Genomic DNA, 8984 nt, shown 5'->3' with positions numbered 1-8984 from the left:
GCCGCGCTGGCGGCCGCCGGGGTGTGGGTGCCGGCGCCGTGGGGCCCGGCCGCTCCCCCGTTCCGGCCCGGCCCCGGCGGCGACGTCCTGCTGACCGCGCGCGACCTGAGCCTGACGTACCCGCGCACCCGGCGGCCGGCGTTGTCGTCGGCGTCGGTGTCCGTGCGGCGCGGCACCGCGGTCGCCGTCACGGGGCCGAACGGCAGCGGCAAGTCGACGCTGGCGATGCTGCTGGCCGGGCTGCTGCCGCCGGACACCGGCTCGGTCCGTCTCGGCGGATCGGAGCGGCCGCTGCACCGGTGGCGGCCGCGTGACCTGTGCCGCCGGGTCGGGACCGTCTTCCAGGACCCGGAGCACCAGTTCGTCACCCGCACGGTGCGCGACGAGCTGCTCGTCGGGCCGCACCGGGCCGGAGTGCCGGCGGACGCGGCAGTCCGGCGGGCCGACGAGCTGCTGGACCGGCTGCGGCTGACCCGGCTGGCCGGCGCGAACCCGTTCACGCTGTCCGGTGGTGAGAAGCGGCGGCTGTCGGTGGCGGCGATGCTGGCGACCGCACCGGACCTGCTGGTCATGGACGAGCCGACGTTCGGTCAGGACGCGCGGACGTGGGCGGAGCTGCTCGAGCTGTGTGTGGAGTTGCGGGCGGGCGGGACGGCGATCGTGGCCGTCACGCACGACGAGGCGTTCGCGGGCGCGCTGGCCGACGCGCGCGTGACCGTCGCCGGTGGCGAGCTGACGGCCGAGGCGGAGGTGCGGTCGTGACGTTGCTGCAGACCCACCTGTCCACCGACCCGGGCGCACCACTGGCCCGGCGCAACCCCGTCGCGAAGCTGGCCGCGGCGCTGATCCCGTCGCTGGTGCTGCTGGTCAGCGTCGACCCGGTGTCGTCCGGGCTGCTGCTCACCGCCTGGCTGGTCTCGGTGCCGTCGTGGGGCGTCGGCTGGCCGGGGCTGGTGCGCCGGCTGTGGCCGCTGGGCCTGGCCGTCGTCATGGTGGCGCTGGGGAACGCCGTGTTCACGGCGCGCAAGGGTGGTGCGACGCTGCTCGAGGCCGGTCCGCTGCTGGTCACGACGGAGAGCCTGGCGACCGGCGCGACGGCCGGGCTGCGCGTGGCGGCCATCGCGCTGCCCGGCGTGCTCGCGGTGCTGACCATCGACCCGGTGGACCTCGCCGACTCGCTGGTCCAGCACCTGCGCGTGCCGGCGCGGTTCGCCTACGGGTCGCTGGCCGCGTTCCGGCTGGCGCCGCTGCTGGCCGCCGAGTGGGAGGTGCTCGGCCGCGCCCGGCGGGCCCGCGGCCTGGGCGGCGACCGCAACCCGCTGCGCGCGCTGGCCGTCCTGGGCGGCCGGCTGTTCGCGCTGCTCGTCGGGGCGGTGCGACGGGGGACGCACCTCGCCGTCGCGATGGACGCCCGCGGGTTCGCGGCGTCGGCGCACCGCACCTCCGCCCGGCGGTCGGAGTTCGGCCGGGCGGACGCGGCTTTGCTGGCCGCGTCCGCCTTGCTGACCGCCGTCGCCGTCGGGGTGGCCCTGGCGACCGGCACCTGGTCCCCCGTCCTCTCGTAGATGATCACGGTGAGTGGGGTGTTGCTCGGGTTGTGGGGTTCTGACGGAGCGTGGGCTTGGTGGCCGCGTCGGCCGGGGGTGCGGCATTGGCCGTCCCCCTGCTGCCCATTCTCTTGGCCGCGCACGCGCGCCTCAAGCGGACTGCTGGGCGCTTCGCGCCGTCGTAGGTCCGCTTGACCCGCGCACACGCGGCCTAAGAACGGGCAGCTATCAGGGGGACGGGGGGGAGTGTGGCGACGGGCCGGGCCGTTGGGCCCGCAGCGGTGTGAGCTTGGTGTCGCTCGACGTCCACTTGGTGAGATTTCACCGCGATTCGGGGGCTGACACGAGGATTACCCGAGCCCCAACAGGCTTACAACCGTGTTGGGGCTCGGGTAATCCTCGTGATGTCCGCGAGCGTTCATCATCATGGCAACGGCGGAGCGGTGACGTCGGCTGTGGAGCCTTGGTCGTGCCCAGACTCGCCCCGTCCCCCTGATAGTGAACGGATCGGGTCGGGGAGCCGCATGTCGGGTCGGTCAGGCGGTGGTGCCGACGTCGCTCTGGGTGGCCGCGCGGAGGATCGCGGACCGCTCGCGGACCGTGAGCACCGCCGCGACGTCGGGCTGGGCGAGCACCTCGCCGACGTGGCGGACGAACTCGGCGTGGTTCGCCCACTCCTCCTCGTCGAGGATGCGGTCGCCGACGGTGCAGCCGTCGGGCAGCACGTCGTTCGGCACGCCGCTGTCGACGTCGCCGACCACGACGGTCTCCCGTGTGTCCGGCGCCGGGCAGGCCGGCGGCTCGTCCGGCGGGTTCACCCGGAAGTGGTCGAAGCCGACCTCGACCGGCGCCGTCTGGCCGCGTCCCTGGTGCAGCGGGCCGATGCCGCCGTCGGTGATGCCGCTGTTCTGCACCGTCGCGGGCAGCTCGATCCACGAAACGCCGTCGACGCTGACCCAGCCGGTGAACGTCGTGCCGGACTTGCGCAGCCGGAACCACCACTCGTCGCCCGGGTTGGCCGGCGCCGGCTGCAGGTTCGGCTGGGTCGTCGACGGCACGTCGCCGGTCTCCGAGCGCAGCTCCACCCGCAACGACCGCGGCTGTCCCGGCAGGTTGTCGGCCACGAGGTCGAGCTTCACGTAGTCGCCGTCGTCCTCGTAGTACTGCAGGCCGACCTGCTGGAAGCGCTGCTCCAGCGGTGCGTGCACCTTGGTCTGGATCAGCCAGTCCTCGTCCGGATCGATCGGCTGCAGGAACTGGTTCTGCACCGGCGGGTTGTTGTTGGCGCCGAAGTTGCCACCCGACGTCGTCCTCACCCAGAGCCGGCCGTCGGCGACGCGGTAGTCCGCGGCCGCCTCGCGGACGATCCGCGACCACCGGCAGGTGTCCAGCGCCGTGCCGTCGAACTCGTCGTCGCCGACCGGGCACTGCGGACCGGGCGGCTCGGCCACGCCCTGGCCGTTGAACCGCAGCCAGTCGACGGAGAGCAGGTCCGGGCCGCCGGGCGTGTAGCCGTCACGGGCCCGGAAGACCATGAACAGCTCGAACGAGCCGCCGGGGTCGGCGAGGTCCACGTCCAGCTCCTGGACGGTCTCCCAGCTGCCGTTGCTCAGCACCTCGACGCTGCCGAGCAGCTCACCGTCGGGCGCGTCCTTGCGGAACTCGACGATGCCGCCCTGTCCGGCCGACGACGCCCCGACGGTCACCGAGTCGATGCCGTGGAAGCTCACCGGGTCGTACGACACCCAGTCGCCGGGCCGGATCTCGCCCAGCCGGACGCCGGCGCTCGCGCCGGCCCGGGCCAGCGGCGTGACCCCGCTGTTGCCGTCGTAGTACTCGGCCTCGGTGCGCTTGGTCCGCAGCTGGATGCCCGACGCGCCGGTGAGCGTGCCGACGCCCTCGCCGCCGCGGTCGACGTAGACGCCCTCGAGCACGTAGTAGAGGTTGACGTCGCCGCCGTGGCCGCCGTCGGTCATGGTCGGGACGACGCCCTCGCAGCCCTCGACGGTGTCCAGCGGGTGCGCGTGCTCGTCGTGGCCGAGCAGCGTCTGCACGAGGACGTCCTCGCAGGCGATGCCGCCGTCGGCGATCGAGCCGTCCTCGGCGTCCTCGACCGACACCCGGTACGGGACCCGGTCGCCGAACTCGAAGAACCCGCCGTCCGGTGGCAGCTCGACGGTCACGACCGGCCTGGTGTTGCCGACGACGACCTGCACGGCGGCCAGCGCCTCGCGGCCCTCCTCGTCGGTGACGGTGAGCCGCGCCTGGTAGGTGCCGTTGTCCGTGTAGACGTGGGTGGGGTTCGGCTCGGTGGAGGTGCCGCCGTCGCCGAAGTCCCAGGCGTAGGTCACCGGCAGGCCCTGCGGGTGCCCGCTGCCCGCGCTGGAGAACTGGACGGTCAGCGGCGCCTGGCCGTCGGACGGGGTGGCCGCCGCGCGCGCCGTCGGCGGCCGGTCACCGGCGACGTAGTCGATGCGGTAGATGCCGGAGTCGTCGTTCGGCTCGCCGCGCAGCGCGCCGCCGAAGTTGCTGCCCCACTCGATGACGTAGAGCGAGCCGTCCGGGCCGAAGTCCATGTCCATCGGCCGGATCCAGGTCTGGTCGATGCCCCACGGGTCGACGGAGTAGACGTCGCCCGCACCGGCCGACGGGTACCGCTCGCCCACGTGGTCCTCGGCCAGGACGGAGACCGTCTTGATCCAGCGCCGGTCCCACTCGGCGATGAACCACTTGCCGTCGTAGAACTCGGGGAACTTGGTGTCGGAGTCCAGCTCCGGGTCGTAGTGGTAGATGGGGCCGCCGTGCGGTGCGATGCCGCCGGTGCCGAACTCCGGCCAGGCCGGCGTGGCGCCGTAGTTCTCGTACATCGTCGCGCCGACGACGGGCGGCAGCTCGCGCAGGCCGGTGTTGTTCGGCGAGTCGTTGACGGGGTTCGCGCAGTCGAACGGCGCGCCGGCGGTCGCCGTCGCGAAGTCGTAGTCGTGGAACGGCCGGTTCGGGCCGATGCAATACGGCCAGCCGTAGTTCCCGGCCTGCGTGATGAGGTTCCACTCGCCGTGCGCCTGCGGGCCGCGGGTCCCGCTGTCGCTCCGCGCGTCGGGCGAGTGCTCGCCCAGCAGCACGTGGCCGGTGGCGTCGTCGACGCGGAACCGGAACGGGTTGCGGAAGCCCATCGCGTAGATCTCGGGGCGGGCGCCTACGGTCCCGGGCGCGAACAGGTTGCCGTCGGGAACGGTGTAGCCGCCGTCGTCGGTCGGCGTGATCCGGATCAGCTTGCCGCGCAGGTCGTTGGTGTTCGCCGAGGTCGACTGCGCGTCGAAGTGGGCCCGGCCGGGCCGCTCGTCGATGGGCGCGTACCCGCCGGACTCGAACGGGTCGACGTTGTCGCCGATCGCGACATACAGGTGGCCGGCCGCGTCGAAGTCCATCGCGCCGCCCATGTGGACGCCGGACCGGTTCAGCTCGCGGTGCGTCGGGATCTCCAGCAGCACCCGTTCCGACGCGAGGTCGAGTTGGTTCTGCGTCGTCAGCGTGAACCGGGAGACCTGGATCCGCGGTTGCGTCGCGTGCGAGTAGGTGAGGTAGATCCACCGGTTCGTGGCGAAGTCCGGGTCGACGGCGATGCCCAGCAGGCCGTCGGAGTCGGGCGTGTAGACGGGGACCGTGCCGGCCGTCGTCACCCCGAGCGTCGATTGGTCGATGATCTTCACCGCGCCGCCGCGCTCGACGAAGATCACCTCGTTGGCGTTCAGGAAGCCCAGTGCCATCGGGTCGGCAGGGTTGGAGGCGATCTGCACCTTGTCGAAGCTGTCCTCGACCGTGCCGCCGCAGTCGCCGTCCGCGACACCGGCGGCCCACTCGATGCCGCCGCGCAGGTGCTCGACGAACTCGGCGTCCTCGAACGCCGCTGGGCTGTGGCCGCCCGCGGTGTACCAGGAGCGGCCGCCGTCGTAGACCTGGCACCAGGAGAACGGGTGGTTCGGGCCCTCGGTCAGCCCCGTGATGCCGACCTTGGTGTCGACCCAGGTCAGGACGTGGACGTCACCGACGACGCGCTGGTTCCAGTTGTACCACTCCTCCTCGAACTCCCAGAGCTCCGGCAGGTTCGCCGTCGACGGGTGGACGCGGTCGGTCACCTTGACGCGGCCGTCGATGGTGCCGTCGGGATTCTGGCCCGGCGGGTGGTTGGTGAAGATCGACCCGACCAGGCCCTCGTACCACGCCCAGTCCCGCTCGGCCGCCGTCGCCGCGTGCAGGCCGGTGAACCCGCCGCCGGCCTGGATGTAGCGCTGGAACGCCGCGCGCTGGTCGCTGTTGAGCAGATCGCCGCTCTGCGGGGTGGAGTTGGTGTTGTTGAAGATCACGACGTCGAACGTGGCGAGGTCGGCGTCGTTGAAGATCGTGGCGTCGTCGGTGGTGACGACCTCGAAGTCGTGCTCCGCGCCGAGCCGCTCGATGAGCGCCTGACCGGCGGGGATCGACTGATGGTAGAAGTTCGTCACCTTCGAGAACACGAGCGCGCGGAACCGCGGTGCGTCCGGCTCCTCCTGCGCGGTGGCCGTGGTGGCGGTGACGGCCGCGCCGACCAGGGCGGTCAGCAGCAGGGCCAGGACGGTGACGATCGAGGTGAGGCGGCGGGTGCTCCGGGACATCGGGCCTCCTTGACCGGAAAGCGCCTTCCCACGAGCCGGAGGACGGCAGGTGGTGGAGGTGGTAAGGGCTTTCCGGCGTACGCTAGGGACTTTCGCCGCCCGGTGTCAATAGTTCGCCGGCGCCGCTCGATTCGGGGTTGGCCGGGCTGGTGGGCTTTGAGGTTGGGGGCAGCTGTCAGGGGGACGGGGCCCTGGGCACGCCTCACCGGATCTTCGCGCCCGATTCGTTCCGACTCGCCGGGGTGTGGACAGCGAAGATCATCCAGGATCGCCTACACAAACGCCCGAAATCCCCACCACGTGGACACCGATCGGTAGCCGAGGCCCCACTTCGATGGCAACGGTCGTCTTCGACAGCGCCAACCGTCTTCTGAGCCCCGGCGGGATCGCCCGCCTCAGGGTTCGATGCGGCGCAGCAGCTCGGCCAGCGTGCTGAGCTCGTGGTCGTCGAAGCGGCCGACCACGTAGTCGTGCACGCCGCGCAGGTGGGTGCCGCTGGCCTCACGCAGCCGCTCGTACCCGGCGTCGGTCAAAACCGCGTAGAAGCCGCGGCCGTCGCGCTCGGCCTGCGCGCGTTCGAGCAGACCCTCCTCGACCATCCGGTCGACCAGCCGGGTGAGGCCGCTGGGCGAGAGCATGACGCGTTCGGCCAGCTCGCTCATCCGCAGCCGGCGGTCGTCGGCCTCGAGGAGCCGGACGAGGACGTCGTACCAGGCGAGCGGGAGGTCGTGCTTGGTCTGCAGGTCGGCCTCGAGGCGCCGCATGACCCGCGACTGCGCGCGGATGAACAGCCGCCACACCTCGAGCTGCTCGGGCGTGACCCACTGGTCGGTGTCCTTGCTGGCCGTCATGTCGTCCAGATCCTAGCCGGGCGCGGACCGTGGGACGGTGCAGAAGCGCGGCGGACGTAGCATCGACACCATGAGTGCGCTCCCCACCGTCGACGACGTCACCGCGGCCCTGGCCGGTGTCAAGGACCCGGAGATCAAGCGGCCGATCACCGAGCTCAACATGGTGAAGTCGGTCGACGTCGCCGCCGACGGCCGCGTCACGGTCGCGGTGTACCTGACGGTGGCCGGCTGCCCGCTGCGCGACACCATCACCCGCGACGTCACCGCGGCGGTCATGGCGCTGCAGGGCAGCACCTCGGTCGAGGTGGTGCTCGACGTCATGTCGGCCGAGCAGCGCAAGGAGCTGTCCCAGCAGCTGCGCGGCGGCGCGCCGGAACGGGAGATCCCGTTCACCAAGCCCGGCTCGCTGACCCGGGTCTACGCGGTCGCGTCCGGCAAGGGCGGCGTGGGCAAGTCGTCGGTGACGGCGAACCTCGCCGCCGCGATGGCGGCCGACGGCGTCAGCGTCGGGCTGGTCGACGCCGACATCTACGGGCACTCCATTCCGCGCATGTTCGGCGTCGAGGGGTCGCAGCCGACCGTCGTCGAGCGGATGATCATGCCGGTGCCGGCGCACGGTGTGAAGCTCATCTCGACGGAGATGTTCAAGCCCGACCGCGACATCCCGGTCGCCTGGCGCGGCCCCATGCTGCACCGCGCGCTGCAGCAGTTCCTCACCGACGTCTACTGGGGCGACCTCGACGTCCTCCTGCTCGACCTCCCGCCCGGCACCGGCGACGTCGCCATCTCGCTGGCGCAGCTGCTGCCCAACGCCGAGATCGTGGTCGTGACGACGCCGCAGCTGGCCGCGGCCGAGGTCGCGGAGCGGGCCGGGTCCATCGCCATGCAGACCCACCAGCAGGTCGCCGGTGTCATCGAGAACATGTCGTTCCTGCCGTGCCCGCACTGCGGCCCGGAGCACCGCCTCGAGCTGTTCGGCAGTGGCGGCGGCCAGCGGGTGGCCGACGGCCTGTCGCGACGGCTGGGCGCCACGGTGCCGCTGCTGGGCGAGATCCCGCTCGACACCCGGCTGCGCGAGGGCGGCGACGCCGGCACCCCGCTGGTCCTGGGCGGGCCGGACGCCCCGGCGGCGGCCACGCTGCGCGAGGTGGCCAAGCGGCTGTCGCACCGCCAGCGCGGTTTGGCCGGCATGTCGCTGAGCCTCTCCCCCGCCGGCTGATGGCAGGGTCGGCGACATGCGTCGCGTCGCCGCCCTGCTCTGCGCGCTGCTCCCGCTCGTCGCGGGCTGCGGCGACGACCCCGCCGACTGCGACGGCGGGCAGTGTCGGACCCCGCCCGTAGGGTGGGACCCCACCCCATCGGGGCGGGACACGACCACGTCCGCCACACGAACCGGTGGCCCCATCACCGCGACGCTCACCGTCCCGCCGGGCACCGTACTGCTGGGCGGGCCGTTCCCGTACGCCGCCACCGACGGCGGCCCGGCGGCCGGCACCGAGGCGCTGCTGCTGGTCGACGGCGACCCGGTCGCGGCGTTCGCCGACCTCGTCGAGCAGGTCCGCGCCGCCGGTCTCGTCCCGCTGACCTACCACCCCGACGAGGACGCCGAACCGGCGGCCTGCGTGGTCGCCGACGTCAGCTATCCGGACGCCACCGGCGAGCGCTGGCCGCTGGGCAGCGACGACGTCCCGGACGGCGACGACCCACTGGCGCTGGAGTGCGAGACGCACGCGTTCGGCCCGGACGGCTACCGGCTCGACCTGAGGCTCGTCGTCAGCGAGCGGGCCGTCCCGTACCTGTCGTTCGTGCGGATCGCCGAGGTGCACGACAGCCCCTCCTCGCCGCTGCCGGACCTCGAGGCCGAGGCGCCCGCGCCGGCCGGCGAGTCGCCGGTCACGCCGCCGCCGGTCCCGGACGGCCGGCCCGGGCCCGGC

At 72.7% G+C, this 8984-nt stretch carries 5 protein-coding genes and 1 pseudogene; 4 read left to right on the top strand and 2 right to left on the bottom strand.

The window, feature by feature from the left end:
* Positions 1-762, top strand: a 762-nt coding sequence (locus DY240_RS26010; RefSeq protein ID WP_147375530.1) for an ABC transporter ATP-binding protein, incomplete at its 5' end; no start/stop codon positions are given.
* A 2-nt stretch (positions 763-764) separates the two neighbouring features.
* Positions 765-1565 carry an energy-coupling factor transporter transmembrane component T family protein gene (locus DY240_RS26005; RefSeq protein ID WP_407659408.1) on the top strand — a complete coding sequence of 267 codons (801 nt, stop codon included), beginning with the start codon at positions 765-767 and terminating at the stop codon, positions 1563-1565.
* 518 nt (positions 1566-2083) lie between these two features.
* Here the strand turns inward: DY240_RS26005 and DY240_RS33910 are convergent.
* Both DY240_RS33910 and DY240_RS25995 read right to left on the bottom strand, forming a co-directional pair.
* On the bottom strand, positions 2084-6199 hold the full coding sequence (locus DY240_RS33910) for a ThuA domain-containing protein (protein WP_119662586.1): 4116 nt from the start codon (positions 6197-6199) through the stop codon (positions 2084-2086).
* Positions 6200-6594: 395 nt separating this feature from the next.
* On the bottom strand, positions 6595-7050 hold the full coding sequence (locus DY240_RS25995) for a MarR family winged helix-turn-helix transcriptional regulator (RefSeq protein ID WP_119662585.1): 456 nt from the start codon (positions 7048-7050) through the stop codon (positions 6595-6597).
* A gap of 70 nt (positions 7051-7120) precedes the next feature.
* Between DY240_RS25995 and DY240_RS25990 the strand changes: the two genes are divergently transcribed.
* Together DY240_RS25990 and DY240_RS25985 are read left to right on the top strand one after the other, a co-directional pair.
* Entirely contained in the window at positions 7121-8269 is a 1149-nt protein-coding gene (locus DY240_RS25990) for an Mrp/NBP35 family ATP-binding protein (protein WP_119662584.1), read from the top strand.
* A 16-nt stretch (positions 8270-8285) separates the two neighbouring features.
* Positions 8286-8984, top strand: a pseudogene (locus DY240_RS25985) (hypothetical protein); the annotation flags it as partial.

Source organism: Jiangella rhizosphaerae, from assembly GCF_003579925.1.
Classification (GTDB): Bacteria; Actinomycetota; Actinomycetes; order Jiangellales; family Jiangellaceae; genus Jiangella; species Jiangella rhizosphaerae.
The sequence above is the reverse complement of the archived record's forward strand: the minus strand, read 5'-3'. Positions and strand labels throughout refer to the sequence as shown.